This is a genomic window from Pseudarthrobacter siccitolerans, assembly GCF_001046895.1.
Taxonomy (GTDB): domain Bacteria; phylum Actinomycetota; class Actinomycetes; order Actinomycetales; family Micrococcaceae; genus Arthrobacter; species Arthrobacter siccitolerans.
This window is the reverse complement of sequence record NZ_CAQI01000048.1, coordinates 123,751-149,465: the sequence shown is the minus strand read 5'-3', so window position 1 is coordinate 149,465 and position 25,715 is coordinate 123,751. Positions and strand designations below refer to the sequence as shown.

The window sequence follows — 25,715 nt, the reverse complement described above, 5'->3', positions numbered from 1 at the left end:
CCGAAGCGCTAGGCGTTGGACCTCTGCGACGAGACGACGTCGTCAACCACGGCGCAGAGGCGCTGCAGCCGGCGGACGGCGTCAGTGGACAGGGATTCGACGACGTCGGGCGCACCGATGCAGGACGCCCAGACGGCGCGTCCGGAGAGGAAGCCGCTGGCGCCTTCCAGGCAGGCCCACCGGACGGCGTCAGGGAAGACGTCCTCGGGGACGCCTGAGGACAGGACCACCCAGGGGCCGTCAATGGCGTTGGTCAGTTCGGCGCAGGCTGCCCTGACATCGGTTTCGGGTGCCTTGCCGTGGAAGGGGACCTCGGCCTTGTAGAGGTCGGCGCCCAGGCTTCCGAGTTCCTTGGCAGCGGCGAGGATGCCGGCGTTCCAGTCGAAGTCACCGCCGGCCAGGGGTTTACGCGAGACCGGTTCGATGATGCTGATGAGTCCGGCGGACCGGCAGCTGTCCACAAATTCGCGGACCATGGCCACGCGGCCGTCTGCGGGCTCGTCCGGGCGGTACAGCACCAGGAGCTTGAGGGCCTTCACTCCGAGGGCCTTGTATTTGTGCGGGTCCACCAGGCGGTCGATGGTTACCTCGCCCACCAGTTCGCCGTGCGCCGGTTCGAAGTGGTCAGCGGAGGCGATGAGTCCGCAGCCGGGGTCCACCACGTTGTCTGCGATGGCCTGATCCAGCGCGAACTGGCGGTCGATCAGGACGCCTGAGGCGTAGGGCGTGAGGATTCTGGCGGCCTGCAGCTTGAAGTCCTGCAGGTCCTGGTCCGTGACGGGGGCTTCCTGGTGTTCGGCGATCATGTTGCGCATCGCCTCGCGCTGGTCCACGGCGAGCATTGCGAAGGCGCCGGACGGGCGTTGCAATGGGGAAAGGTCTGTGGCGGTCATGTGCTGCTTCTTTCAGCTAGGCAGGTTGGAGGCTAGGACGGGTTTGATGGTTTGGCGGGGGATGGCGGACCGGCCGTCGAGGCCTGCGCAGGATGCGGAGGCGGTGCGGCCCGCGAAAGCGGCGGCTTCGACCAACGGGAGGCCGGCGGCGACGGCGGCGAGCAGAGCGCCGTGGTACACATCGCCGGCGCCCAGGGTGGACACGATAGTGGCCGGCGTGGCCGGAACGTGGACAAGTTCGCGGTCCCGTTCAAGGACCCACGCACCGTCAGAGCCGGCGGTGGCGACGACGGCGGAGGCGCCGTCGTCGATAGCTTTCCGGAGCAGGTCCCCGGCGGAGTGGTCCCCGCCGTAGTCTGCACGGAGCCGCTCGATGGTGGGGACGTAGAGGGCCACGTCCTGCGGACTGAAGGACGGGATGGGGTTGCCGGCGTCCACGCTGATGTTCAGCCGGCCCGGGGTGAATCCAGGCGCGGAAGCGACAGCGTTCCAGCCCAGGTGGTCCACGTGGACCCAGGCTGCGGATGCGAGCAATTCGTGGAAGCGGCTGCCGGCGGGGAAACTGACCGGCGGCACGGGGCGGGTGACGATGGCGCGGCTTTCGGTGGCCTGGCTGACCACGATGACGCTGGCGCCGGTCTTGACGGACGAATCACGGATCACGGCGGAGGTGTCCACGCCTTCCGCCTGCAGGCCCAGGATAATGCGTTCGCCTTCCTCGTCCGTTCCGAGGACACCGGCGAAGGCTGTGCTGGCACCGGCCCTCGCTGCCGCAACGGCTGCGGTGGCAGCCGGGCCGCCGCCCGCCGTCGCGAAGTCTGACGCCACGGTACGGCTGTCCTCGGCGGGGTAATCCTGGACCAGGGCGATGGAGTCAAGGGTGGCGCAGCCTACGAAGAGCAGGGTTCCGGTTGACGGTTGGGGCACGTTCCACCTCGTTGTAGTTTCGGCTGGTATTGAAGAAATATACACACGCTATGTTGGAAAAACAACACTTTCTGTATAGTTGTGTTTGGGATGCAACGCCGCGGTCCCCCTCAACGTAGAGAAACGGAGCAGCTCATGTCATTGCCTTCTGCGGAACCGGTCCGGACAATTCGTTACGGCCTTATCGGGGCCGGCCACATGGCCCGCGAACACGTCCGGAACCTTGCCCTGATCCCCGGAAGCCGGATCACTGCAGTCTCCGATCCGCAGCCGTCCTCCCTGGCGGAAACCGCTGCGGAGATCGGCTACGAGGTGCAGGCTTTTTCCTCCCACCAGGACTTGCTCGCCTCCGGCCTGGTGGACGCGCTGGTCATCGCCAGCCCCAACGACACCCACCTGGGCATCCTGAAGGACATCTTCGCCAGCGGCACCAACCTCCCGGTGTTGGTGGAGAAACCCGTATGCACCACCGCCGAGCAGGCAGATGAACTCGAGGTGCTGGCCGCCGGCTACCCGGCCCCGGTGTGGGTGGCAATGGAATACCGCTACATGCCGCCGGTGCAGGAAGTCATCCAGGCCGCGCACAGCGGTAAGCTCGGCAATATCTACATGCTCTCCATCGTGGAGCACCGGTTTCCGTTCCTTCATAAGGTGGACTCCTGGAACCGGTTCGCGAAGCGGACCGGCGGCACCCTCGTTGAGAAGTGCTGCCACTTCTTCGACCTGATGCGGCTGATCCTGCAGGACGAGCCCGTGCGCGTCTATGCCAGCGGGGCCCACGACGTGAACCACATGGATGAGGTCTACGAGGGCCGGGTCCCGGACATGATCGACAACGCCTACGTGATTGTGGACTTCAAGGGCGGCCGGCGGGCCATGCTGGAGCTGTCCATGTTCGCCGAGGGATCCAAGTTCCAGGAGCGGATCTCCATCGTGGGTGATGCAGCCAAGATCGAGACCCTCATCCCGGTGGCGGCAAACCACTGGATTCCCGGAGATGAAGCCGAAGCCACGGTGGAGTTCAGCCCGCGCTCGCCGCTGGGCCCGGAAAAGCACGAGGTTCCGGTGGATGAGGCGGTCCTGGCAGCGGGCGCGCACCATGGTTCCACCTACTATGAGCACCTTGGTTACCGGAAGGCCATCCTGGGTGAAGGACCGGTGGACGTTACGGTTGCCGACGGCCTCCAGTCGGTCCGGATGGGCCTGGCCGCAGAGCGTTCAATTGTGGAGGGGCGCCCCGTGGAGCTTGCGAATGCCGGTGCCCGAGTAGGTCAGTAAGTAGATTGGTGTTGGAATAGCAACATTGCGCCGGGCCGATTTCCGGCACGTGGAGCAGGAAGAAGGGGAAATGAGCACCGCACGTGAAGAGGGCCCGCTGACGCCCCGCCAGCGCACTATTTTGGACGAGCTGGGCCGGCGGGGCTTCATTTCCACTACCGACCTGGCCGAGACGTTTGCTGTTTCTGACATGACGGTGCGCCGGGACACCCGGGTGCTGTCCAAGCTTGGCCTGGTCCGGGTGGTCCACGGCGGCGTCAGCGCCCTCCACACCGGCGGCCAGAACGCCGACTTCGCGGCCCGGGTCCGGGAGGATGCGGACGCCAAGCAGCGGGTGGCACTGGCCTGCGTTGCAATGATCGGGGAGCGGGACGCCATCATCCTGGATGCCGGCACCACCACGTACCAGATCGCGCAGGAGCTCCCCGCTTCCTTCACGGGCACCATCATCACGCACTCGGCGCCCGCCATCCAGCGGTGCCTGCAGCTGACGGCGGCGCGAACCATCTGCCTGGGCGGTGAACTGCTCCTGGACAGCCAGGCGTTCAACGGCCCCATGACGGTCAGCGCCGCCGCCGGCCTTCGTGCCAAAACGGCCTTTATCGGCGTCAGCGGGATCCACGACGAGGCGTTTTACATTGAGCGGGACGTGGAGCGCGCCACTAAGATCGCCCTCATGAACTCTGCGGAACAGGTGGTCGTAGTGGCCACGCACCAGAAGATGCTCCGGTACGCACTGGCCCGGCTGGCCGCATTCGACGCCGCGGACGTGCTGGTGACCGACGCACCACCGCCGCCGGAGATCGAGGACGCACTCGGCGCAGCCAACGTGAAACTCGTGGTTGCCGCGTGAGCGCGCCGCTGCGGGTGGCCCTGCCCGATCAGAAACTTCTGGATGCGCTCCAGGGGAGTGCCGGCGTCGAACTTCTCCGGTGGGACCTCACGGGCCCTGCTCCGGAAGGCCGGATTGACCTGCTGGTGCCGCCCTACATGGGCAAGCCCGGTGCGCTGGCGGCTTTGGAGGGCGTGGACGTTGGGCTGGTCCAAAGCCAGTCGATCGGGTACGACGGCGTAGCGGACGTGCTGCCCGAAGGGTGCGTTTTCGCCAACGCGGCGGGGGTGCATGAGACGTCGACGGCGGAACTCGCCTTGGGCATGATGATCGCCAACCAGCGAGGCATGGCCGATTTTGCCCGGAACCAGGCCACCGGGACCTGGGACAACAGCCAACGGCCCAGCCTTGCCGACCGGCGGGTGCTGCTGGTGGGTTACGGGGGAGTGGGAAAGGCCATCGAGGCCCGGCTGCTGCCGTTCGAAACCGAAGTGACCCGGATGGCCAGCCGCGAACGCGAGGACACCGGCGGAAAGATTTTTGGGATTGACTCGCTGTATGAACAGCTGCCGCTGCACGAGATTGTGGTGGTGAGCGTGCCCTTGAGTGAGCAGACCCGGCAGCTGGTGGACGCGAAGTTCCTGGCGGCAATGCCGGACGGCGCTCTGCTGGTGAACGTGGCACGCGGACCGGTGGCGGACACCAATGCGCTCCTGGCGGAGACGTCGTCCGGCCGGCTAAGGGCAGCCCTGGATGTGACAGACCCGGAGCCGTTGCCGGCTGATCATCCGCTGTGGACCACGCCCGGCGTGCTGATTACACCGCATGTGGGCGGGGCGAGTTCGGCGATGTTCCCGCGCATGGTCCGCCTGGTCAAGCAGCAGATCGGACTGATGCTGGCGGGCAAGGAGCCGGTGAACGTGGTGCTGGGCGGCGCGCCGGACTAGGCGGTCTACTCAGAACCTGGCGCGGCTCCTATGCTTAGGGCCATGTCCACCTATGAAGTCCGCCGCAGCGCGGTCATTCCTGCCCCTGCCGAAGACATCTTTCCGCTGGTCAACAGCTTCCACGAGTGGACGAAATGGTCCCCGTGGGAGGCCGTGGATCCGGGTATGAGCCGGCGCTACTTCGGCAGCGAATCAGGTGTGGGCGCGGGCTATGAGTGGAGCGGCAACCGCAAAGCGGGCAGCGGAACCATGGAGATCGTCGAATCCGTGCCGTCCCGTGAAATCAAGGTCCGGCTGCAGTTCACCAAGCCGTTCAAGGCCCTGAACCCCACCGCCTTCACGTTCACCCCCGCACCGGGCGGCACCGAGGTCAGCTGGGTGATGACCGGGGAAAACAAGGGCGCGGCCAAGCTGTTCGCGCTCTTTATGAACATGGACAAGCTGGTGGGGTCGGACTTCGAACGCGGCCTGAAATCATTGTCCGAGGCAGTCGCGGCCAGGAAGGGCTGACTTTCGGCGGCCGGCCCGTTACAGGGCCGGCTCGCGCCTCCTGCGGAACACTATCCGCAGGTTGTCCCGGAGGCTCAGGCTGTTCCGGCGGCTCACCACGATGATGGCGAACAGCGCGGTGGCCAGGACCACGGCACCGCCGGCGGCAACAGACCAGCGCGCACCGAACTCGGAACCGATCCATCCCATCAAGGGTGCGCCTACGGCAGTTCCGCCTTGCAGGATTGCCAGGTAAAGGGCCAGCACCCGTCCGCGGAACTGCGGTTCCACCGAAAGCTGGATAGTGGTGTTGCAGCTGTTCAGGAACGTGATGGACGCCAGGCCCACGGGGATCAGGACGGCCGCATAGAGCCAGAACGACGGCGATACGCTGCCCAGGAGCGTGAAGGCACCCAGGCCCAGGGCCCCGCCCAGGAGATACCGCAGCCGCGGGCCGGCCCTGCGGGCCGCGAGCAGTGCTCCGGCCAGTGTGCCCACCGCCATGATGGAGCCGAGGAGCCCGAATTCGCCCGGCCCCACCCCAAACTCGGTGGTTGTCATCAGGGCGTTGGTGATGGGGAAGTTCATGCCGAAGGCGCCCAGGATGCCCACCATAAAGAGGATCAGCACCAAATCCGGCCTCTGGCGGACGTAGCGTACGCCTTCGGCCACCTGGTGTTTGCTGCGGGACGGCCGGACGGCAGGGACCAGTTCCGAAGTCCGGATCCGGAACAGCGAAATGATCACGGCGGCAAAGCTGGCAGCGTTGAGAAGGAACACCGGTCCGGTGCCTACCCAGGCGATCAGCACGCCGGCGATGGCCGGGCCGGTGAGCCGTGCGGTGTTGAAGGACGCGGAGTTCAGTGCCACCGCGTTGGAGATGTTGTCCTGTCCCACGAGCTCGGAGACGAATGCCTGGCGCGCCGGCGCGTCGATGGCACCGGCGATTCCAAGGCAGAGCGCGGCCAGGTAGGCGTGCCAGAGCTGGGCCGTGCCTGTGACCACCAGGAGTCCCAGCACCAGCCCCGTGATGCCCATGGCCACCTGCGTCCACAGCAGGATGACGCGCTTGCGGTAACGGTCCGCCAGCACTCCGCCGTACGGGCCCAGCAGCAGCATGGGCAGGAACTGCAGGCCGGTGGTGATGCCCAGGGCGGCGCCGGAATGGTTGGTGAGGACGGTCAGCACCAGCCAGTCCTGCGCCACCCGCTGCATCCATGTGCCGATGTTGGACACGATGGCCCCGCCGGCCCAAATGCGGTAGTTGCGGTTTTCCAAAGCCCGGAACATGGCGCTCATTTGCCGCTCATCTCCTGCATGATGTGGGCTGCGCGGCTCAGGACCAGCCTGTCCTCCTCGCTGAGTCCCGCGACTCGCTGTGCCAGCCAGGCGGTGCGCTGGTTCCGGGCTTCGGCCAGGACGGCGCGGCCCGCGTCGGTGATGTCCACGCGGACCTGGCGGCCGTCGTCGGGATTGGCCGCCCTGGACACAAAGCCCTGGTCGGCGAGGGCATTGACGATGCGGGTCATCGACGGGGCCTGCACGTGCTCCCGCTCCGCGAGTTCGCGCAGCGTGGCGGCGCCGCTTCCGTGGAGTTGGGCCAGCACTGTGTACTGGCCCGGCGTGATGACATCACCGGTCGCTTCAACGCGGAGCCTGCGGGATGTGCGCATCACGGCGGTGCGGAGCTCGATGGCGAGGTTATCGGCGGTGATCGGTTCTTTGGTTTTGACGTTCGCGGTGCTGGTCACTGTGGCTTTGCGCCTCCCGAAAATGCTTAGCAATGCTAATTAGTCCTGCTAATAAGTATGCTGCTGCACTTCGCCGGGGGCAAGGGTTGAAGGGGTTGATGTGCGTCACTGGTTACGCTGGGGCATGGACTACGTACTTCGCCAGGCCACTCCTGACGATGCCGAAGCAATCGTGCTGATGCATACGCTGGCGCACGAGGAGTGCTATCCACACCTGCTGTCCCCGGCCTTTTTCGCCGCCCGCCGGAAGGCGATTCCGGAACGGGTGGCCCGCCGTCGGAATCACCTGGACGTGGAGGACCCGCGCGTGATCGCCGTGGACGCCAACAATGACGTGGTGGGATTTGCCGACGCCGGCCCCGGACGGGACGAGGACGGTCCCGTTCCGCTGGAGTTATATTCCATCTACATCCGGGCACGGGCACAGGGCATCGGCCTGGGCTCGGCCCTGGTGGGTGCCGCGATCGGGGAGTCGCCGGCGTACCTGTGGGTGCTGGAGGACAACCTCAGGGCACAGGCTTTCTACCGCAGGCATGGCTTCCAGCCGGACGGCAAGCGCGGCCTGCTCCCGCCCGAGTGGGAAGCCCTGCCGGAAATGCGGATGGTCCGGGGCGGGCGGCTGGTGGACCAGTTGCGCAGTAACTGATCCCTGGTTGTCGCGGGCGCTGGCCGGCTGCCCGCCCGCCCGGCCGCCCAACGTGAGCTAGAGCCCGTTCCGCACCAGGGCGCCCTGCGCCACTACAACGCGCACCTTCTCGAGGGCGGATGCATCTGCCAGCGGATCGGCGTCGACCACCACCACGTCGGCGAGGGACCCGCGGACCAGCCGCCCGACGTCGTCCTGCCCGAGCAGGCGGGCGGCATGCACGGTGGCGGACTGCAGCGCCTCGAGCGGCGACAGGCCGGCTTCGGCGAGCAGGCGCGCTTCCGTGCCGATGGGTGTGACGTCCGTGCCGAACGAGTCGGTGCCTGCCACGATGGTCACGCCCGCCTCCTTCGCGGCCCGCACCGCGGCCTGCAGGATGGGTGTGTACTCCTTGCCGCGCGCGGCCAGGATGGGGTTCGTCGATGTTGCCATGCTGGTGATGGCGTCCATGGTGGGCGTGAAGTAGGTTCCGCGCCGTGCCATCTCCGTGATGGTGCTTTCCGTGACAAAAACGCCGTGTTCGATGCTCTGCACCCCGGCCCGGACTGCGCCGTCGATCCCTTCCGCGCTGTAGGCGTGGCACAGGACGCCGGCCCCCTTGGCGGCTTTGACCACGGCGGACAGCTGCTCCTGGTTGTAGACCAGCTCGCGCGGATCCTGCTCGGGCAGCCCGGCGCGGGGGTTGGCGCGGGTCTTGATGACCTTGGCTCCACGCTGCAGGTTCACGCGCGTGAGGTAGGCCAGGTCCGAGGGTTCCTTGACGCCGCCCGGGAGAGTGGCGAGCGGTGCAAGATCGGGATCCGCCAGGAGCGAGTCGCCCAGGTCCGGGGAGATAAACAGGCCGGCCGGCGTCATCCGCGGTGAGACCCCGGGCGCCCACTCCGGGAGGGCTGCGAGTGCCACGTCCTGGTAGAAACTGCTCGAGCCGCTGCGGACGCTGGTGGCCCCGCCCTGCAGGATGGCGCGGGCGTCGGCAAGTGCGTTCGCATGCACGTGCACGTCCACCAGGCCGGGCAGCACCCAGCGGCCTGCGGCGTTCAGGACCTGCGCACGGCCGGCGACGGCGGCCACCGCCTTTCGCGTCTCGTCGCGCGTGCCCACAGCGGTGACTTTGCCGCCGTCGAGCACCAGCACACCGTCTTCGACTGCGTCTCCGGTCTCGGGGTCGACGATGGTGCCGCCTTCGATGATCAGCGGGGGATGGGCGATGGGGTTGCCGGGGTAGCTGGGGCCGGAGGGTTTGCCCGTGGCGTGTGCGGCGGGGGCGCCGCCGAGCTGTGCGGCGACGGAGGCAACGGAGATTCCGGCGAGGGCTGCGGCGCCGGCGAGGATTCCGCGCCGGGGAAGCTTGGTGTGGGGTGTGGGGGCGGAGGTGTGGTCATGAAGGCACATCATTGTCTCCTTGCTGTGGGATCGCCCGATCCGGACGCGGGCTCCGACGATGCTACGCGCGTACCCGCCCGAACTGAATGGCCCTTCTGGGATCCCGGCCAGGACATGGCCGGTTTTCGATGCCATTCTGAAACTGTTTGCAAAGTCCAGGGAAAGGGGTTGGTTATGGCTGCAACTGCTGACGCTGTCCTCCATGACGGGTCTGTCATCCGGGTCGCCGTCCACGGTGCTGGCCCCGCCCTGCTGCTGCCTGTCCGGCTTGAACCGTATCCGCCGGAGCAGGCGGAGACCATGCGGAAGTGGGGCGGGGACCCGGACCTGGGGCCGGCCCTGGTTGACGGGCTTTCCGGATCGAACCGGCTGATTGTGGCGGACTACGAGGGGCATCGGATGGCCCACCCCGCAGCGGAGACCCTCACGCCGGACAACCTTGCCGTGGACCTGCTCGCGATCGCTGATGCCGGCGGTGCTCACGATTTTGGCTACTACGGTTACTCCTGGCTCGCGCTCGCCGGGCTTCAGCTGGCCCTCCGCACGGACCGCCTGGGGGCGCTCGCCATGGGTGGCTTCCCGCCGTGGGATGGTCCCTACCGGAGCATGCTGGCGGTGACGCGGGCCGCGCATGCCGCGTCCACCCAGGCACCTGATCCGTCTGCCGTTCCGCTTGCCGACGCGGAGCCAGGGGACTGGGACTCAGTGACAGTGCAGACCACTGAGGCCCAGACCCGCCAGTTCGTCACCCTCTATGAGGCGCTGCAGGATTTCGACGACGTCGGTGCTCCAGTCCCGGCAGGCCTGTCCCGCCTCGCGTTTGCCGGGGCCAACGACCAGATCGACTACAGCGGGCAGTGGGGCGGCGTCCGCGTCAGTATCGGTGAGCCACTTGCCAGGCACCGCGACTCGCTGGCCGCCGCCGGCTGGGATGTGCAGGTCCTGCCCGGGTTGGACCACCTCAGCGCGATGCACAGTTCGGTGGTCCTGCCGATCCTGCGCGCGTGGTTGGGGAAGGTCGGCTGGGTGCGGGAGTAGGGTCACGGGGCAGGGACCAATGTAGCCTTGCGCGACCTGGCTTTTCGCTTTGGCTCCCTCTGGCTTCACGGTGCCGAGGGAATTGTCAGACCCCCTGTGATGATGGGGTTATGGGGAAAGCGGCGGTGATGAAGGCGTTTGAGGACATCAATGCTGCCCTTGCCGTGCTCAATGCCGAGGCGGAGGGCTGTGGGTTGGAGCCGTTCTCGGCTGCTGATCCGTTGGCCGGCCTGGGTGATGGGTGCCTGGACATCCTTGCCGGGGCGCGCACCGCTGAGGCCGGGTTCGCCGCTGTGAAGGCCCGGGCTGCTGTGACGTACGCGGACACTGCCCAGGCCATCGCCGGGCCGGACATGCCGGTGCAGGCGCTGGAGATGGCTGTCGCGGCGGAAATCGGCGCCCTCCTGGCCCTCGGTCCCCGGGCAGCGGGTGCGTTCCTGGCCGCGTCCCACACCGTGGCCAACGAGTTGCCGCTGACGTTCTCGGCGTTGCAGGCCGGGACGATCAGCTGGCCGCACGCCCTGGTCATGGTGGAGGAAACCGCCGGCCTTGACCCCGCCGGTGCGGCGGCACTGGAGGCGCAGTTCCTGGACCCGGAGGTGCCCAGGCCGCCTACGGCCGCCCCGATCGGGGAGATACCCGCGTACAGGTTCCGTGCCAAGGCCAGGACCTGGCGGGAACGCCACCACCCGGAGAGCCTGGAGAAGCGCCACGCCAAATGCGCCGCGGACCGGCGGATGGAATACACCCCGGACCGCGACGGCATGGCCCGGGTTTCCCTCTACGTTCCCGCGGACCAGGCCTCAGCGATCTGGAACCGCACCACCGCCCTCGCCCGCGGCCTCCAAGGCCCGGACGAACCCCGAACCATGACACAACTCCGCCCCGACATCGCCGCCAGCCTCCTGCTCGGCGCCGGAACGGCACTTCACGCCAGCCCTGAAACCAGCACAGAACAAAGCAGCACAGGACAAAGCAGCGCGGGACAGGCCGGCACAGGACAAAGCAGCCTGGGACAAAGCGGCGCGGCTGCAGGCAAGCCGGGTGAAACCTACGCGGGTGCCGCCTTAGGCAACGTCCCGGCACCCAGAGCGGATGTCCTCGTCACCGTGCCGGCCCTCTCCCTGATGGGCACGACCGATGAGCCAGCAATACTGGATGGCTACGGCCCGATCCCCGCGTCCATGGCCCGCAAACTCGTCGAAGGCGGCGCCACTTCGTTCTACCGGGTACTGGTGGACCCCAGGGACGGCGCGCCGCTGGAAATCGGCCGCACCAGCTACCGGCTCACCAAAGCAATGAAAAAAGCACTGCAACTCCGGGACGGAAAATGCACCTTCCCCGGCTGCAACAACCCCTCCCTTGACAACGAAGCAGACCACCTTCAAGCCTGGCAGCACGGCGGCAACACCGGGATCAGCAACCTGGCCCAACTCTGCCCAAAACACCACCGCCTCAAACATGCCACCAGTTGGACACCAACACCGGCAACACGGAACGAACCACCCGGCTGGACCTCACCCACCGGCCGGCACTACAAAGCCGAACACCACGACTGGGAACCACCACACTGGCCCCAACAACTACACGAAGCCTCGGGTGATCCGCCGGACTTTATCTACCTTGGGCTCTCCCCAGGAGAACAAGCACTCGAGTGGTTCCTGCACGCCCCACCCGCCTGACTCGTCGCCGGGTTTCGCGCCCCCAGCCGCCCCCTAACCTCCCGCGGTCAGACATGCTCAACCCGCGGCTGCCTTGGCGCTGGCGGCTGGACCAACCCGCGCCTGACTACGGCGGGCTCAACCACTGGGTTCCAATGTGCTCAACGATCGGGTTTCGACGAGCTCAACCACCGGCGGACGGAGCGCCGGGCTCAATCGCCGGAACCCGCCTTGGCCTTCCGCCAGCCTCCGGCTCGGTTGACCTTGATGATCGCCCGGAACATCTCGAGCAGGGCTTCTTCCTGGATGGGGTCGCCCTCATAGTAGGAAATCATCCGGCCCGTTTTGTTCCCGTGGCCGCCGGTGATGATGTGGTTCGGGTCCGGGGTGAGTCCGCCGTCGTAAAGGAAGATGTTGACGTGGTCCTTTGCCGCCAGCAGGGCACAGATGTTGCCCTGCAGGACGAAGTAGGGCTGGACAGTGCGTTTGATGGTTTCCTCGACGGCGGGATCGGCCGCGTGGACCAGGTCCCGCACCTGCCGGCAAATGGCCTGCTGCCATGGCGGAAGGGGATCGATGTATTGGTCAACGCGGGGGTCCTTCTCATAGCTCATTGATGCAGTCCTTCAAACGTCGGCGGCCTCACGGCCCATGGTTCACCGTTCTTACTGCAAGGGGAAGGGGTGGCCGGCGCTGGAAGCTGTGTCCCGCCGTCGTGCGACTCTGCAGGGCTAAGATGACCGCATGGGTGCCGTTGACGAATCCCTCGCCGCAATGTCCGAGCCTGACCGCGAGTGCCTGGAGCACATCGTTGGGCTTGCGCGCGGCCTCGCGCCTGAGGCCGTCGAAGGAATGAGCTACGGCATGCCCGCGTTGAAGCTGGATGGCAAACCGTTGATCGGAGTGGTGGCGGCGGCCAAGCACCTCTCCATCTTCCCGTTCTCGCCCGCTGTGGTGGACGCCGTGGCCCCCAAACTCGTCGGCTATTCGCTCTCCAAAGGCACTGTCCGGTTCACCCCGGACCAGCCCGTTCCCGATGACGTGGTGGAGGAGATGGTCCGGCTGCGGATGGCGGAGATCCGGAAGTAAGCCAGGGACTGACCTGATCCTGGGTTTTCCTCGCCGGCTGCTCATTGCGGGAAATGGTAAGTATACTTACCTTAGTTTGTCCCTGATCGGCGACCCGCATTGCAGCAGCTGGGAGGAATAGCCATGACCATTGGACCTGAAAGCCAGCCCACCGATTCCAGCGGTGAAGCGGCCGGCAGCGGCCCGCTCGCCCGGCTGGTGGAAGACCCGGTCAAGGTGATGCGCATCGGAACCAGCCTCCTCCGCCTGCTGGACGAAGTACACAAAGGCCCGCTCGATGAGCAGGCGAGGGCACGTTTGGCGGAAATCCACCAGCGGTCCGTCGAAGAACTCCAGGACAGCCTCGCGCCCGGTCCGGCCGAGGAACTCGAGCGGCTGTGGCAGCCGTTGACCAGCGGATCGCCGGGCTCGGAGGAGGAACTGCGGATTGGCCAGGCGCAGCTGTCCGGATGGATCGGCGGGCTGGTGCAGGACATCCAGACCGCCATAGCTGCCAAGCAGGTGGCAACACGCCAAATGCTGGGGCCGCTGCAGCCTGGTCCGTTTCCGCCAGGCGTTATTCCGGCAGCCGGGATGGATGCGGGCCCCCTGGGACATGGCGAAGCCAAACCAGCCCACGACGTCGAACCTCCCGGCCAGTACCTCTGACGAGCATGACCTGGCGGCTCGCCCGGGCTGTTCCTTCTGGAACCCCCTCACCGCCTGTGAGACCATCCGGTATGGGTGAAAACAGCGAACCGGTGGACGGTGCAGCGCCCTCCACCGGGGTGAATGACCATGCATGGGAGCGGGAACACCGCCATCCCACGGCTGAACAAGCCCGATCCATCGGGTACCGGCGGAGGGATGCCGAGGCCAAACTGGAGCAGCGCCTGCGGGAGGCCCGCGACAAGCCGGAACCGGAAAACGAAGAGCCGAAATGAAATCCAACGAACTGCTGCTGGATGCGTTCGGCAGGATCCGGGAAACGGTGGAAGCAACGCTGGAAGGGCTCGACGGCGGCTCCCTCGCCATGCGGCCGGCCGCCACCGGCAACTCCATCGCGTGGCTGGTTTGGCACCTGGCGCGGGTGGAGGATGTCCAGGTCGCAGATGCGGCAGGGCTGGAACAGGTTTGGTTCAGTCAGGACTTCGTGGGCCGCTTCGGCCTCCCGCTCCGGCCCCGGGATACCGGCTACGGGCACACCAGTGACCAGGTGGATGCCGTCCGGGCCCCGGCGGAGCTGCTGCAGGAGTATTACGGCGCGGTTCACCGGCAGACGGTTGAATATGTGCGGACACTCAGCGACGAGGACCTGGACCGTGTGGTTGATACGCGGTGGGACCCGCCGGTCACCTTGGGCGTGCGGCTGGTCAGCACAATCGCGGACTGCCTCCAGCATGCAGGGCAGGCCGCGTATGCGAAGGGCCTGCAACAGAAGCGGGGAGATTAGGGCTCCCTATTTCCGAAGCGGCAATTCAGTCCCATAATGGCCACATAGGCTTCGGGGACCCTCGCGCCGGGTATGGCTGGCGGGGCGTTGCAGAGTCCCAGGTAGCCGCCCACAGCAGGCGGAGTGGACGGCCACGCGGTCGTGGACATAGACGTTCCAGGACTGCATCCGGGGGAGAGCATCGCCATCATCGCGATAAGAATGCACAAAAGGAATTCATTATGCTCAAGGATTCAGCAATCATGGCTGTCCTTCCGGCCAAGGACATCAACAGGGCAAGGGACTTTTACCGGGACAAGTTGGGCATTGAACCCGGCGGTTCCATGGAAGAGGACAGCCTGATGTACACCTGTGGCAAGGGGACGAGTTTCCTCGTTTACCAGACAGACAATGCGGGCTCGGCCAAGAACACCCAGATGGGTTGGGAAGTGGACAACCTCGACCGCGAAATGGAAGAACTGCGAGGCCGCGGCGTCACGTTCGAAGACTACGATTTTCCCGGCCTGAAGACGGAAAACGGCGTTGCGAGCAGCGACTGGGGAAAGTCGGCCTGGTTCCTGGACAGCGAGGGCAACATCCTCAACATCACCCAGCGCGCCTAGCGCTTGATAAAGCCCGCGCGGGCAGCCTGCCCGCGCGGGCTTTATCTTGTGGGCCCGCAATTGTGAAGCGCGAATATTGCTGTGCGACAAGCATCATCAAGGTTGGATCAAGAGAACGTCAAAGTTGCCTCAGGTTTGGATGAATTTCGGCTTTTACCCGCTTCCCGGCACATAGGCTCCCAGCTGTAACCAACGCGGCTTAGGCAAAAGGCCCGGCTCATTGCCGGGCCTTTTTTATGGGGGAAAACATTGTCAAAGTTTGGGAAGGCGCAGGGGGCAGCACGGAGACCCGGACGGGCACGGAAGTCAGGGACAATCGCCCTGGGCGTTTCTTTCGCACTCTTTATCGCCGGTGCTGTCGCCCTGCCGCGTGTCCTGTCTGCGGACCTGGAAGTTGCCGCTTCGGCGAGCACGGCTACGGCCGCCCCGGCCCAGGCGAGCGCAGTTGCAGAAGCTGCCGCCGCGCCGTCGTCCGCTCCCGCCGTCCCGGAAACTGCGGAACCGCCTGACCGCGAAACTGCCGACGCGGTGGCGCAGGCGGCCCTCGCGCCGAACCCGCAGCCGGACTTCGCCAGCAAGGCGGTCGACCTGCTGGCCACGCTGCCCATCAAGGGCCGGGCACCCAAAACGGATTACGACCGGGGCCTGTTCGGGCAGGCGTGGGCGGACGTTGACCGCAACGGCTGCGACACCCGGAACGACATCCTCCAGCGCGACCTGACGGGCATCACCTTCACCAACAGTGTTCCCTGCAAAGTGCAGACCGGAACGCTGGCGGACCCGTACACGGGCACCAGCATCAGCTTCCAGCGGGGGAGCGGGACCAGCACCGCCGTCCAGATCGACCACGTGGTTGCCCTCAGCGATGCCTGGCAGAAGGGCGCACAGCAGCTGACCGCCGAGCAGCTGACGGCCTTCGCCAACGACCCGCTGAACCTGCAGGCGACGGATGGCCCCACCAACCAGAAAAAGGGCGACGGCGACGCCGCCACCTGGCTGCCGCCCAACAAGGGTTTCCGGTGCGAGTACGTCGCACGGCAGATTTCCGTGAAGGCGGCGTACAGCCTGTGGGTTACCCAGGCCGAGCACGACGCGATGGCAAACATCCTTGCCGGCTGCACGGGCCAGCCGGCACCGAGGAACCAGGGTGCCGCCGCTGGTGCGCCGGCACCTGCAGCCTCCTCTGTACCTGCGCCGGCCATTGCTGCACCTGCCGCACCTGCTCCGGCTGCTGTGGCGCCCGCGCCGGTTGTCCCTGCCCCGGCTGCGCCCGCACCTGCCGCCGTCTTCTACGCAAACTGCGCGGCGGCCAAAGCCGCTGGCGTCGCACCGATTCTTGAAGGCCAGGCCGGTTACCGGGCGGGGCTGGACCGCGACCTGGACGGCGTCGCCTGCGAAAGCTGACCCAAAGTCTTGGGGCGTCCAAACCCCATCTGTATCACCATCACAAACATTCCTAGGGGGAAACAGTGACAAACAATCCATATATTCCAGGCCGCCAACAGGGCCGCTGGAAGCCGACCGTGCTCTTCTGGATCGTGGCCGCAGTCCTGCTGCTGGTACTGATCCCCTTCGCCATAGTGGGTGGCCTGGGGATTGTGCTGTTCCTCCTTGGCCTGGTTGCCTTGCTGACCGGACTTTATGCGCTGCTGTTCAAGCGCCGGTCCTGGGTTGGGCTGCCCCACCGGAAATCAGGAGGACTGGTAGCTGTGGCAGGCTTCGTGGTGTTTGCCCTCGGCTCGGGCATAGTTGGCGCGACGGCGGCTCCGCGCGAAGACACCGACAAGGCAACCCTCGTCAGCCCGGTGCAGAAGTCGGCCACTGCTACACCAACACCCACACCCACCGCCACGAACCCCGCGAACTCGAAGTGCACCACCGCTGCTGCAACGCAGAAGTACAACAGCCAGACCTATGTCTGCACCACGGGAAGCGATGAGCGCTTGGTCTGGATGACCGAATCCGATTCAAAGCGCGTCCTCGCTGCGAAGGCTGCTGCGGAGAAGGCAGCGGCAGAAAAAGCAGCCGCGGAGAAGGCTGCGGCAGAGCAGGCAGCTGCGGAGAAAGCTGCAGCAGAGCAGGCTGCCGCGGAAAAGGCTGCCGCCGACAAGGCTGCAGCTGACGCGGCCGCCGCACAGCAAGCAGCTGCCCAGCAGGCAGCGAAGCCTGCACCGGCTCCCGCAGCACCCGCTCCTGCTGTTCCTGCTCCCGCTGTTCCTGCTCCCGCTGCGCCGGCACCGGCGTCGGTCTACTACGCCAACTGTGCCGCCGCCAAGGCGGCAGGTGCCGCACCGGTGCGTGCCGGAATGCCGGGCTACGGCACGCACCTCGACAGGGATGGCGACGGCATCGGGTGCGAAAAGTAGGAAGCACTGACGAACTGGCTCATGGTCGCATGAGTGCCTACTAGACAAGATGCCGTGGACGCCCTGACGGGTGTCCACGGCATCGTCGTTTGTTTATGACTCAAACCCCTCAGTGCGAGGTCATTTCGCGCATCAGTCCGAGCTGCGACAGGAACTCCACCTGGTCGAAGTAGAAGTGGTGAGATTTGATCTCGCCGTTCTCCACTGTGGCCACGTCGCAACTGCGGATCCTGAGTTCCTTGCCGGTGGGCTGCATGGTTTCGCCGTTGGGCATCCGCAGCGGCCCGGTGTTGGTTCCGATGATGATGCCCTCGTCGATCGCCACGTTCCCGGACTCGTGCCGTCCCGTCTGGTTGTACCGGACGTCCGGCATTGCGTCCCAAAGGTCGAAGAGATAGCTGGTGATCGCGTCCCGCCCGCGGATCTCCCCCTGGTCGGGGGTGTAGGCCACGGCGTCGGCGGCGTAGCTGCTGGCGAGTGTGTCTTTGTCTTTTGATTCCATGGCCCGGTTTAAGCGATCCATGACTTCGCGTGCTTGTCCCATTGCGGACCTCCAATTTTGGGCGGCCTCACGGAAGCGGAGGCCGCTTCGAGGGTTTGGCTTCGGCTGCTTGCCGGAGCCAATTACATTCCACGCCCGCCCCTGATGGCTGTCAACGAGCCGTGCTACGGTTCAGGCCGCGCGTCCCGGCAAAGCCAACAGCTTGCGGCCTTCACGTCAGGGACTGACCACCTTCCCGTTCTGGACCAGTACGTCCAGGTAGTCGGCAATGTCAGCCAGCACCGAGATGTCCTCGAGCGGGTCCGCGGACAGCACCAGCATGTCGGCGTCCGCCCCCGGAGCCACCACGCCGAGCTGGCCTTCGCGCTCCAGCAGCCGGGCCGCCGTCGTGGTGGCCGAACGGATGGCATCGATGGCCGGCTGGACCTTGCCCAGCAGCCGGAACTGTTCGTTCTGGTGGCGGTGCATGCCGCCGAGCAGGTCGCTTCCGAACGCCATTTTGACCCCGGCTTCATGGGCGCGGCCGATCGCTTCGAGGCCACTGTTGAGAACGGAGTCCACCTTGGCCCACATCTCTTCTGTGAGGCCGAAGTTCCGGCCTTCCTCCTTGAGCGCCCAGTACGTTACCAGGGTTGGCACCAGGAAGGCATCCTTCTCGAGGAACAGGCGGAGGCTTTCGTCGTCGAGCAGGTTGCCGTGCTCGATGGAACGGACGCCCGCCTCCAGCGCCCGGTTGATGGCACGGGCCGTGTAAGCGTGCGCGGCGACGTAGCGGTTCGCTGCCTCGGCCTCCTCCACCGCTGCCCGCATCTCCTCCATGGAGTACTGCGTGGAGTCGATCCGGTCCGTGGGGGATGAAACGCCGCCGGAGGCCATGATCTTGATGTGGTGGGCGCCCTTGCGGATCTCATCGCGGGCGGCGGCCCGGACAGCGTCAACACCGTCGGCCACGCGGCCAATTCCGCAGCATCCCCGCCCGTTCGGATCGTGGTCTTCACCGGGCAGGCGCATGTCGCCGTGGCCGCCGGTCTGGCTTAGCGCGTGCCCGCAGAAGTGGAGCTTCGGGCCTTCCAGCAGGCCTTCCTGCTGGGCCATGGCCAGTCCGAAGTCCGCGCCGGAGAGGTCGCGGACGGTGGTGAAGCCGCGGCGCAGCATCCCGCCCATAATCCGGGCGGTCTGTGCATAGACGTACGACGCCGGCGTGTAGGTCAGTGAGCGGAAGTCGGCGCTGGAGGCGACCACGTGGACGTGGCAGTCGATCAGCCCCGGAAGGACGAATTTTCCGGTGCCGTCGATGACCCGGGCGCCGGAGGGTGCTTCGGCGTCCGGACCTACGTGGCTTACTTTCCCGTCGATGCTCACGACGTCGGCAATGGAGTAGGTGCCTGCGTCCACGTCCAGCACGCTGGCGTTGCGGATCACCAGGGCGGCGCTGCCGCCCGCTTCTTCTGCCGGGGACTGGGTATTCGGGGTGGTGCTCATTTAGGGGGTGTCCTTCCCTGGGACTTCGTGGGGATGGGCTGCAAAGGCGTCGATGAGGTCGGTCAGGTTCGCTTTGACGACGGCGACGGCGGCTTCCACGCTGTGCTGCGTGTAGCTGCCTTCCGCGTCAAGGAGGGCGAGGACTCCGGCCACGTTGCCGCCGTCGTCGAGGACGGGAACGTTGATGACGGCGCCGCAGCCGAGCCGCTGGATGAGTTCGGAATCGGCGAAGACCTTGCGGAGCGCGTCCAGGTCCGGGGCAAGGAACGGCTTTTTGTCTTCGATGACCGTTCCCAGCCAGCCGGGAGAGATTTCCACTGTCTTCTCACCGCCCACCGGGTATTCAGCCGGATGGCTGGTGAAGAGCCGCCGCAGGCTGGACCGCTCCGGGATCCATTGCAGGACGGTGAAGAGGATGACGCCGGGGTCCTGCCGCATGGCGTCGAAGACCTGCTGGAAGACGACGTCCGGTTTCATTGATGTTCCTGTCATTTCTGTCCCGTTCCCGCCGGCGCCGGGTCATGCTCGGCGCGGGCGTTGATGTCCTCGAGGGATTTGCCGGCGGTGGAGGCGCCGAAGATGACCACGCCCAGGACGCCGATGGTCAGGACCACGGTTGTCATCACGAACACCCCGCCGAAGCCGAGGGCCACGGAGAAGATGCCGATGATGGACGGGGCCAGGATGCTGCCGATGCGTCCCACGGCACTGGCCAGGCCCACGCCGGTGGCCCGCATCCACGTGGGGAACAGCTCGGGCGTGTAGGCGTAGACGCCGGCATAGGTGCCGTTCAGGAAGAAGGACAGGGTTGCCGCTGCCACCAGGATCATGCCCGAATCGTTGGACTGGCTCAGCCAGAAGGCGCTGAGCGCCGATCCGGTCAGGTACAGGGCGATGGTGTTCTTCCTGTCGATCCGGTCGTTAAGCCAGGCGGCGGAGAAGTAGCCGGGGATCTGGGCGAGGTAAATGATGATCGAGTACTCGAAGCTCTTGGTGACGGTGATGCCGCGGCCCACCAGCAGGGTGGGGATCCAGGAGAAGAAGCCGTAGTAGGAGAACGTGATCACGAACCAGATCAGCCAGATCACGGCGGTCCGCCGGCGCATGGCCCTGGACCACATGAACTTCAGGGCGTTCCAGATGCTGATCTTCTGCTCGTGCTTGGTGATCTCTTCGGTGGCCGGCGGGAGCGTGGCGAGGTCCTTGCCGGTTGCCTTCACCACACTCTGCTCAAAGCGCTCCACCACTTCGGTTGCTTCGGCGATGCGGCCGCGGCTGATGAGGAAGCGCGGGGATTCCGGCAGGCTGCGGCGCCACCACAGCAGGAGGAGGATGGGGACGGCGGTGATCACCTGGGCCCAGCGCCAGCCGTCCTCGCCCAGCGGGACGATGAAGCGGCCGATCAGTGCTGCACCCACGAAGCCGAAGGAGAAGAAGCCGGCGAGCGTTCCAATGAACCAGCCGCGGCGCTTGGGCGGGATGAACTCAGACAGGAACGGCGCAATGATCACGCTCTCCGCGCCCGCACCCAATCCTGCAAAGATCCGTGCAATCAGGAACACTTCGAAGTTGGGAGCCATGGCCGCTACCACGGACATGACGCAGTAGAAGGCCAGCGCCCACAGCATGACCTTCTTGCGGCCGAAGCGGTCGCCCATCCATCCGGAGAGGATGGCACCGAAGAAGAAGCCGAGCGGGGCGGCGGACCCCACCAGGCCCAGGCTGGCGTTGCTGAGGCCCCAGAGTTCCTGGATGCGCGGGAGCAGGAAGGCGACCACTGCCCCGTCCATTCCGTCGAACGAGTAACCGAGGCCTCCGATGAGGAGAAGCTTGTAGTGTGGGCGACTGAGAGCCAGGCGATCCAAGCGTGCTGTAAGTGACATTGGGGGTTCCTGCCAAAGTGGGCCAAGTTGTACATTTTGAGGAATATGCACGGATCTGTGCAGATGTGACGTATTCGAAATTACGCCAGAGTGTGAGGTAGGTCAATAGGTGGTGCAACAGGAAAACGACTCTTCGTCGGTCACCGAGTGGCTGGACAGCCGGGTGCAGGGGAGGAAACTGGCTGCCCGGCAGATGCAGGTCATCGGCGTCCTGCGCTCGCAGCCCCGGCTTGCCTCCTACGGGTCAGTCAGCGACATTGCGGCAGCGGCGTCGTCGAACGCTTCCACGGTGACCAGGACGGCGCAGGCGCTGGAATTCAAAGGCTGGGCCGACTTCCAGTTCGAACTCCGCTCACGGTTCCTTGCGTCCCTGAGCGCCCTCGAAGTCGCGGCCGAGCACAACGGCCACGTCAGCAGCCCTGCCCAGGCCGCCGTCTCCACGGACCGGGCAAACCTCGCCCATCTGGAGCGCACGCTCGATCCAGCTACCGTCCGTTCCATTGCGGAAGCGATCGCGGGAGCGCGGCAGACCCTGATCGTCGCGGCGGGCAGTTACGCCATCCCGGGCAAGGCCCTGGAGCACAATGCGGTCATTGCCGGCTACAACGTCCGTTTGCTCGACGCCGACGTCGCGGCACTCACGAACACCCTCGCCCGGGTGACCTCGGAGGATCTGGTGATCGCGATCAGCCTGTGGCGGGTTTACGACAGCACTGTGCGGGCCATGGACATCGCCCACAATGCGGGCGCCGCCATCGCGTCGATCACGGACAGCGCGGGGTCTCCCGTGGCGAAGCACGCCGAGCAGCGCATCGTTGTCCCCACCGAAGGCGCAGGCTTTTTCCCGTCGCTGACCGGCGCCGTCGCGGCGGTGCAGGCCATCGCCGTCGAACTCGCTTCACTGGACCGTGAGCGGTCCAATAAGAACATCGCCGCTTCTGAACGGACCTGGGACCAGATGCGGATCATGCATCACCGTTCAAGCTCCTAGGACGGGCCCTTTCACGTTGACCGTGTGCTGGCTGCAAGATGGCGGGCGGGATCGAACCGGTCGAAGGACGATGAGCCGATCAGGAAGATGCCACGCTGTGGGATCCAGAAATCGCCCAGCCGGGTCTGGACGCGCAGGGGTTGCCTGCTCCCCAGGTCCTCGCCGTCGAGGGTGGCGGTGGTCCGGGAGATGAACCACATGCGCCGGGGGTTGGCGCGGAAGCCCTGCCGGTTGGGCACAGTGCCTGTCAGCCCCAGCCGGCCGGCCCGCAGCGCCGGCCTTGCCGCGGCGCCCATGGCTTTGAGGAATGACTTGCTCGCCAGGAGGGAGCCGGGCATCGCGCTGAGGGCCGCCGTCATGGCCCGCGTTATGGGCGTTGCCTCCAGTTCGATGTCCCACACCAGGTCCACTTCCCCGCGGACTTCCACCCGGAAGCCGTTGTCGGCGTTCCAGTCGACGGCGACGGGGCATTGCACTGTCCGCTCCAGGGCTGCACCGAAGTAGCGGGCGCAGGAAACCTCGGGCGGGGCGTCGGCGTAGATGCTCCAGGAACCGGAGGGCCGGCGCAGCCAGATGGAGGTGTAGCCGGGGCCAACGCTGGTGACAGGGAAGCGGCGCATCGCCAGCACATGGCCGGAACTGAAGGTCAGTCCCATCACGCCGTACCCGGAAAACCGCTCATCGTCCCCGGGCCCCAGCTCGGCGTGCTGTTCGGCTTCGAGGACCTGTTTCCGGATGCTGTTCATGGCTGCCTGCCTCCGCCGTGGGTGGGTGGGCTCAGTCTACGCTTGGCCGTCAACGGGGGTGACCCGGATGCGGGCGATGCGCAGCCGGTCCATCGCCGTCACGGTCAGCACGTGGCCTTCCACCTCCACCTGGTCACCTGTCCGGGGGAGCCGGCCCAGCCGGTCGATGACGTAGCCGGCCACCGTCTCGTAGTGGCCCTCGGGCAACTCGAAGCCGGACGCCGAAGCGAATTCCTGCAGGATCAGCCCGCCGTCGACGTCCACTGAACCGCCGGCCCTGGTGACCCGGTCCTCGGGATCCGCGCCGGCGTCGTACTCGTCGTAGATCTCGCCCACCAACTCCTCCACGAGGTCCTCCAGCGTGACGATGCCGTCCGTGCCGCCGTATTCATCCACCACCAGTGCGATCTGCTGGCCCTGCCTCCGCATCCGGGACAGCGACGGGACCACCTTGTTGGTTCCCGGCAGCGGGAGGATCTCGCGGACGATGTCCCGCACCAGGCTAGCGTCGTACTCTCCGTCGCGGGGCATGAGGTCACGAATGTGGATGAAGCCGAGGACGTCGTCGGGCGTCCTGTCCATCACGGGATAGCGCGAGTACGGGCCGTCCCGGAGCATGCTGCGCGCTGCTGCGATGGTGAGGTCGCCCTTGATGAAGGTCACCTCCGTGCGTGGCCGCATCACCTCCTGCAATAAGCGGTCTCCGGCTCCGAACACGTCGTTCAGGATGCTCCGGCTGTGCTCTTCGAGCGACTCACTCTCGGCCACCATGTCCCACAGTTCCTCCGAAGTGACGCTTTCCTGCTTGGCGTTCGGGTCACCGCCGAAGATCCTCACGACGGCGTCGGTGGACACGGACAGCAGCCAGACGGCGGGCCGCATGATCTCGGAGAGGACATGCAGGGGCGGGCCAAGGATTTTGCTGAAGCCCACGGCGCTTTGCATGGCAAGCCGCTTGGGCACCAGCTCGCCGAGCACAAGGGAGAGGTAGGCCACAAGCAGCGTCATGCCGATGAAGGAGACGGACTCGGCCGCGGCACCGAACCCGATGCCCCGCAGGAGGGGTTCGACGTCGGGCGCGATGGTGGAGGCGCCATAGGCCGCCGAGAAGAAGCCGGAGAGGGTTACGCCGATCTGCACCGTTGAAAGGAACCGGTTGGGGTTGCCGGCCAGTGCTGCGATCCGGGCGCCGCGTTTTCCTGATTTCTCCATCCGGCGCACCTGGCTCTCGCGGAGGGAGACCAGCGCCATTTCCGTGCCGGCGAAGACGCCGCCCAGCAGCACAAAGAAGAGGACCAACAGGAAGTTGAGCAGGGTGTCGCTGTCCATGATCAGACACTACCGAATGGCTCTGCGGGTGTGGCTTGCGGGCGGAACGTCCCTACTGAGCGAGGACACGCCGCAGGATGGTGACGGTCAGCCAGGTGACCAAGGTGCAGGCCCCGGCTCCCCAGAGGATGTCCGTCACGGCCACCAGCAGAGTGAAGTCCTTGAGTACGGCGAACGCCGTCAGGGCCCAGGTGGCGTAGGCGAAGAAGCCGAACAGGCCTGCCCCGGTGACCCGCTGCCGCACCGACGCGTCGGCGTCCAGGGGCCGTACGCCGTAGTGCACCATCCCTGCCACGAAGACCAGGTAGAAGGCCACGGCGCCGGCCGCGTTGGGGCGGGGCGCAATCAAATGTCCGATCTGGCTCTGGTACAGGGTGCTTGCCACGAAGGTGATCCAGACCAGGTCCAGGACCGCGAAAATCACGGCGGTGACGGCATAGGAGAGCAGCCAATTCTTGGTGCGGGTGTTCATGCCTGGTCCTTTGGTCGGACGGGGGTGGACGATACCCATACAACACCGTCCCGGCTCCGAAGACTAAGCGAGCGAGGCCAATCGCCCGGAAAGGACCCAACCGAATGAACGAGAAGAGCCGGAAGGCACTCATCAGCATCCCCATCGCCGTGGTGGCGGGGTTGCTTATTGCCCTTGCCGGAAGCCAGGGCGGCTCCGCGATTGGCGGGGTGCCGGTGTTTGCGCTGGGGGTGGCTGCCGCGTTTGTCATCCAGTGGCTGGTGTTCGTCCCGTCCTACAAGGCGCAGACGGAAAAGTTCTACGACCTCGCCGGCGCCCTGACCTACATCGCCATTACAGTGTTCCTGGTGCTGGCGAGTCCCGGGGTGGATGCACGCGGACTGCTGCTGGCGGCCATGGTGGTGCTGTGGGCAGTCCGGCTTGGCAGCTACCTGTTCCGGCGGGTGATGAAGCACGGCAAGGACGACCGCTTCGATGAGCTCAAAACGGACTTCGCCCGCTTCCTGAACACCTGGACCCTGCAAGGGCTGTGGGTGGTGCTCACCGCCGCCCTGGCGTGGGTGGCCATCACCTCGGATAAGCAAGTGGGCCTGGACGGGTTCTTCTGGGTGGGCCTGCTGGTGTGGGCGCTGGGTATCACGGTGGAGACGGTGGCGGATGTCCAGAAGACCCGGTTCAAGGCCGACCCCGCCAACAAGGGCCGCTTCATTAGCACCGGCCTGTGGTCCAGGTCCCGGCACCCCAACTACTTCGGCGAGATCACGCTCTGGGTGGGGGTGGCCATCATCGCCCTTCCGGTGCTGCAGGGCTGGCAGTGGGCTGCCCTGGTGTCGCCGGTGTTTGTGGCCCTGCTGCTGATCCGGGGCAGCGGCGTGCCGCCCCTGGAGGAGAAGGCGGACAGGAAGTGGGGCGGCCAGCCCGACTATGAGGCCTACAAAAAGGACACCCCGGTGCTGGTCCCGAAGCTCACGTAGCG

The 25,715-nt window shown here is 66.1% G+C and carries 29 protein-coding genes; 16 read left to right on the top strand and 13 right to left on the bottom strand.

The window, feature by feature from the left end; translation table 11 throughout:
* Positions 1-8: 8 nt before the first annotated feature.
* The gene (locus ARTSIC4J27_RS15700; protein WP_050056133.1) at positions 9-893 is read right to left on the bottom strand and encodes an aldolase; all 885 of its coding nucleotides are present in this window, start codon (positions 891-893) and stop codon (positions 9-11) included.
* 12 nt (positions 894-905) lie between these two features.
* Positions 906-1,820: a PfkB family carbohydrate kinase gene (locus ARTSIC4J27_RS15695; RefSeq protein ID WP_050056132.1), complete on the bottom strand. Its 915-nt coding sequence runs from the start codon at positions 1,818-1,820 to the stop codon at positions 906-908.
* Positions 1,821-1,955: 135 nt separating this feature from the next.
* Here ARTSIC4J27_RS15695 and ARTSIC4J27_RS15690 point away from each other — a divergent pair, with 135 nt between their 5' ends.
* The 4 genes from ARTSIC4J27_RS15690 to ARTSIC4J27_RS15675 all read left to right on the top strand — a co-directional run bounded on the left by ARTSIC4J27_RS15690 (position 1,956) and on the right by ARTSIC4J27_RS15675 (position 5,387).
* The gene (locus ARTSIC4J27_RS15690) at positions 1,956-3,098 is read left to right on the top strand and encodes a Gfo/Idh/MocA family protein (protein WP_050056131.1); all 1,143 of its coding nucleotides are present in this window, start codon (positions 1,956-1,958) and stop codon (positions 3,096-3,098) included.
* Between the two features lie 70 nt (positions 3,099-3,168).
* The gene (locus ARTSIC4J27_RS15685; RefSeq protein ID WP_050056176.1) at positions 3,169-3,951 is read left to right on the top strand and encodes a DeoR/GlpR family DNA-binding transcription regulator; all 783 of its coding nucleotides are present in this window, start codon (positions 3,169-3,171) and stop codon (positions 3,949-3,951) included.
* Entirely contained in the window at positions 3,948-4,877 is a 930-nt protein-coding gene (locus tag ARTSIC4J27_RS15680; protein WP_050056130.1) for a 2-hydroxyacid dehydrogenase, read from the top strand. Before ARTSIC4J27_RS15685 ends, ARTSIC4J27_RS15680 begins: the two co-directional genes overlap by 4 nt.
* A gap of 42 nt (positions 4,878-4,919) precedes the next feature.
* Positions 4,920-5,387: an SRPBCC family protein gene (locus ARTSIC4J27_RS15675; protein WP_050056129.1), complete on the top strand. Its 468-nt coding sequence runs from the start codon at positions 4,920-4,922 to the stop codon at positions 5,385-5,387.
* Between the two features lie 18 nt (positions 5,388-5,405).
* Here the strand turns inward: ARTSIC4J27_RS15675 and ARTSIC4J27_RS15670 are convergent, their stop codons facing one another.
* Positions 5,406-6,665 carry an MFS transporter gene (locus tag ARTSIC4J27_RS15670; protein ID WP_050056128.1) on the bottom strand — a complete coding sequence of 420 codons (1,260 nt, stop codon included), beginning with the start codon at positions 6,663-6,665 and terminating at the stop codon, positions 5,406-5,408.
* Entirely contained in the window at positions 6,662-7,039 is a 378-nt protein-coding gene (locus ARTSIC4J27_RS15665; RefSeq protein ID WP_152683898.1) for a MarR family transcriptional regulator, read from the bottom strand. The genes ARTSIC4J27_RS15670 and ARTSIC4J27_RS15665 overlap by 4 nt, the downstream gene beginning before the upstream one ends.
* A gap of 202 nt (positions 7,040-7,241) precedes the next feature.
* Here ARTSIC4J27_RS15665 and ARTSIC4J27_RS15660 point away from each other — a divergent pair, with 202 nt between their 5' ends.
* Entirely contained in the window at positions 7,242-7,763 is a 522-nt protein-coding gene (locus ARTSIC4J27_RS15660) for a GNAT family N-acetyltransferase (RefSeq protein ID WP_050056127.1), read from the top strand.
* Between the two features lie 57 nt (positions 7,764-7,820).
* Here ARTSIC4J27_RS15660 and ARTSIC4J27_RS15655 read toward each other — a convergent pair whose 3' ends face one another.
* Entirely contained in the window at positions 7,821-9,155 is a 1,335-nt protein-coding gene (locus tag ARTSIC4J27_RS15655) for an amidohydrolase family protein (protein WP_050056126.1), read from the bottom strand.
* A gap of 165 nt (positions 9,156-9,320) precedes the next feature.
* Between ARTSIC4J27_RS15655 and ARTSIC4J27_RS15650 the strand changes: the two genes are divergently transcribed.
* Positions 9,321-10,184, top strand: a complete 864-nt coding sequence (locus tag ARTSIC4J27_RS15650) for a hypothetical protein (RefSeq protein ID WP_050056125.1) — start codon at positions 9,321-9,323, stop codon at positions 10,182-10,184.
* Between the two features lie 110 nt (positions 10,185-10,294).
* The gene (locus ARTSIC4J27_RS15645; RefSeq protein WP_050056124.1) at positions 10,295-11,866 is read left to right on the top strand and encodes an HNH endonuclease signature motif containing protein; all 1,572 of its coding nucleotides are present in this window, start codon (positions 10,295-10,297) and stop codon (positions 11,864-11,866) included.
* 191 nt (positions 11,867-12,057) lie between these two features.
* On the opposite strand, the gene ARTSIC4J27_RS15640 is transcribed toward ARTSIC4J27_RS15645, so the two are convergent.
* The gene (locus tag ARTSIC4J27_RS15640) at positions 12,058-12,459 is read right to left on the bottom strand and encodes a DUF1801 domain-containing protein (RefSeq protein ID WP_050056123.1); all 402 of its coding nucleotides are present in this window, start codon (positions 12,457-12,459) and stop codon (positions 12,058-12,060) included.
* Positions 12,460-12,589: 130 nt separating this feature from the next.
* Here ARTSIC4J27_RS15640 and ARTSIC4J27_RS15635 point away from each other — a divergent pair, with 130 nt between their 5' ends.
* The 7 genes from ARTSIC4J27_RS15635 (at position 12,590) to ARTSIC4J27_RS23485 (ending at position 17,334) form a co-directional block, all read left to right on the top strand.
* A complete protein-coding gene (locus ARTSIC4J27_RS15635) occupies positions 12,590-12,934 on the top strand; it encodes an iron chaperone (protein WP_050056122.1) in 345 nt (114 codons plus the stop codon).
* A 123-nt stretch (positions 12,935-13,057) separates the two neighbouring features.
* Positions 13,058-13,582, top strand: coding sequence for a proteasome activator (locus ARTSIC4J27_RS15630; RefSeq protein WP_050056121.1), 525 nt, complete (start codon positions 13,058-13,060; stop codon positions 13,580-13,582).
* Between the two features lie 71 nt (positions 13,583-13,653).
* Positions 13,654-13,857 (top strand): hypothetical protein, encoded by a 204-nt coding sequence (locus ARTSIC4J27_RS15625; protein WP_050056120.1) that lies wholly within the window; start codon positions 13,654-13,656, stop codon positions 13,855-13,857.
* Complete coding sequence (locus ARTSIC4J27_RS15620) at positions 13,854-14,366, top strand: mycothiol transferase (RefSeq protein WP_050056119.1); 513 nt, start codon at positions 13,854-13,856, stop codon at positions 14,364-14,366. Before ARTSIC4J27_RS15625 ends, ARTSIC4J27_RS15620 begins: the two co-directional genes overlap by 4 nt.
* 221 nt (positions 14,367-14,587) lie before the next feature.
* Positions 14,588-14,968, top strand: coding sequence for a VOC family protein (locus ARTSIC4J27_RS15615; RefSeq protein ID WP_050056118.1), 381 nt, complete (start codon positions 14,588-14,590; stop codon positions 14,966-14,968).
* 249 nt (positions 14,969-15,217) lie between these two features.
* Positions 15,218-16,372 carry a GmrSD restriction endonuclease domain-containing protein gene (locus tag ARTSIC4J27_RS15610; protein ID WP_235436717.1) on the top strand — a complete coding sequence of 385 codons (1,155 nt, stop codon included), beginning with the start codon at positions 15,218-15,220 and terminating at the stop codon, positions 16,370-16,372.
* A gap of 65 nt (positions 16,373-16,437) precedes the next feature.
* Positions 16,438-17,334, top strand: coding sequence for an excalibur calcium-binding domain-containing protein (locus ARTSIC4J27_RS23485; protein ID WP_327077657.1), 897 nt, complete (start codon positions 16,438-16,440; stop codon positions 17,332-17,334).
* Between the two features lie 109 nt (positions 17,335-17,443).
* Here ARTSIC4J27_RS23485 and ARTSIC4J27_RS15600 read toward each other — a convergent pair whose 3' ends face one another.
* The 4 genes from ARTSIC4J27_RS15600 to ARTSIC4J27_RS15585 all read right to left on the bottom strand — a co-directional run bounded on the left by ARTSIC4J27_RS15600 (position 17,444) and on the right by ARTSIC4J27_RS15585 (position 21,201).
* Complete coding sequence (locus tag ARTSIC4J27_RS15600; RefSeq protein ID WP_268794401.1) at positions 17,444-17,857, bottom strand: ester cyclase; 414 nt, start codon at positions 17,855-17,857, stop codon at positions 17,444-17,446.
* A gap of 195 nt (positions 17,858-18,052) precedes the next feature.
* Positions 18,053-19,318 carry a metal-dependent hydrolase family protein gene (locus tag ARTSIC4J27_RS15595; protein ID WP_050056115.1) on the bottom strand — a complete coding sequence of 422 codons (1,266 nt, stop codon included), beginning with the start codon at positions 19,316-19,318 and terminating at the stop codon, positions 18,053-18,055.
* Positions 19,319-19,795 (bottom strand): GAF domain-containing protein, encoded by a 477-nt coding sequence (locus ARTSIC4J27_RS15590; RefSeq protein ID WP_152683895.1) that lies wholly within the window; start codon positions 19,793-19,795, stop codon positions 19,319-19,321.
* Positions 19,796-19,806: 11 nt separating this feature from the next.
* Entirely contained in the window at positions 19,807-21,201 is a 1,395-nt protein-coding gene (locus ARTSIC4J27_RS15585; RefSeq protein ID WP_050056113.1) for an MFS transporter, read from the bottom strand.
* A gap of 109 nt (positions 21,202-21,310) precedes the next feature.
* On the opposite strand from ARTSIC4J27_RS15585, the gene ARTSIC4J27_RS15580 reads away from it, so the two are divergent.
* A complete protein-coding gene (locus ARTSIC4J27_RS15580) occupies positions 21,311-22,192 on the top strand; it encodes a MurR/RpiR family transcriptional regulator (protein WP_235436713.1) in 882 nt (293 codons plus the stop codon).
* An 11-nt stretch (positions 22,193-22,203) separates the two neighbouring features.
* On the opposite strand, the gene ARTSIC4J27_RS15575 is transcribed toward ARTSIC4J27_RS15580, so the two are convergent.
* The 3 genes from ARTSIC4J27_RS15575 to ARTSIC4J27_RS15565 are packed head-to-tail and all read right to left on the bottom strand — an operon-like array spanning position 22,204 to position 24,739.
* Entirely contained in the window at positions 22,204-22,938 is a 735-nt protein-coding gene (locus ARTSIC4J27_RS15575) for a hypothetical protein (protein WP_050056112.1), read from the bottom strand.
* 36 nt (positions 22,939-22,974) lie between these two features.
* Positions 22,975-24,267: a hemolysin family protein gene (locus ARTSIC4J27_RS15570; RefSeq protein WP_050056111.1), complete on the bottom strand. Its 1,293-nt coding sequence runs from the start codon at positions 24,265-24,267 to the stop codon at positions 22,975-22,977.
* Between the two features lie 52 nt (positions 24,268-24,319).
* On the bottom strand, positions 24,320-24,739 hold the full coding sequence (locus ARTSIC4J27_RS15565) for a DUF2177 family protein (RefSeq protein ID WP_050056110.1): 420 nt from the start codon (positions 24,737-24,739) through the stop codon (positions 24,320-24,322).
* Positions 24,740-24,843: 104 nt separating this feature from the next.
* Between ARTSIC4J27_RS15565 and ARTSIC4J27_RS15560 the strand changes: the two genes are divergently transcribed.
* Positions 24,844-25,713 (top strand): DUF1295 domain-containing protein, encoded by an 870-nt coding sequence (locus tag ARTSIC4J27_RS15560; protein WP_050056109.1) that lies wholly within the window; start codon positions 24,844-24,846, stop codon positions 25,711-25,713.
* Positions 25,714-25,715: the final 2 nt, after the last annotated feature.